At 43.1% G+C, this 202-nt stretch carries 1 rRNA gene; it reads left to right on the top strand.

The features are described from left to right. Positions 1–104 (top strand): 5S ribosomal RNA (gene rrf, locus H5089_RS20165); the annotation flags it as partial. Positions 105–202: the final 98 nt, after the last annotated feature.

Below are 202 nucleotides of genomic sequence, written 5' to 3'. Positions count from 1 at the left end.
TAGCGTTTTGGACCCACCTGACTCCATGCCGAACTCAGTAGTGAAACGAAACAGCGCCGATGATAGTGTAGCATTTGCTATGTGAAAGTAGGACATTACCAGGCTTCAAATTGTAGAAAGCCCGAATCTAACGATTCGGGCTTTTTTACGTCTGAAGAAAAGTGAAATGTGCGCAATTAATACACACTCACATCAACACCTA

Source organism: Pseudoalteromonas sp. SR45-1 (assembly GCF_014163655.1).
GTDB classification, from domain to species: domain Bacteria; phylum Pseudomonadota; class Gammaproteobacteria; order Enterobacterales; family Alteromonadaceae; genus Pseudoalteromonas; species Pseudoalteromonas distincta.
The sequence above is the reverse complement of the archived record's forward strand: the minus strand, read 5'-3'. Positions and strand labels throughout refer to the sequence as shown.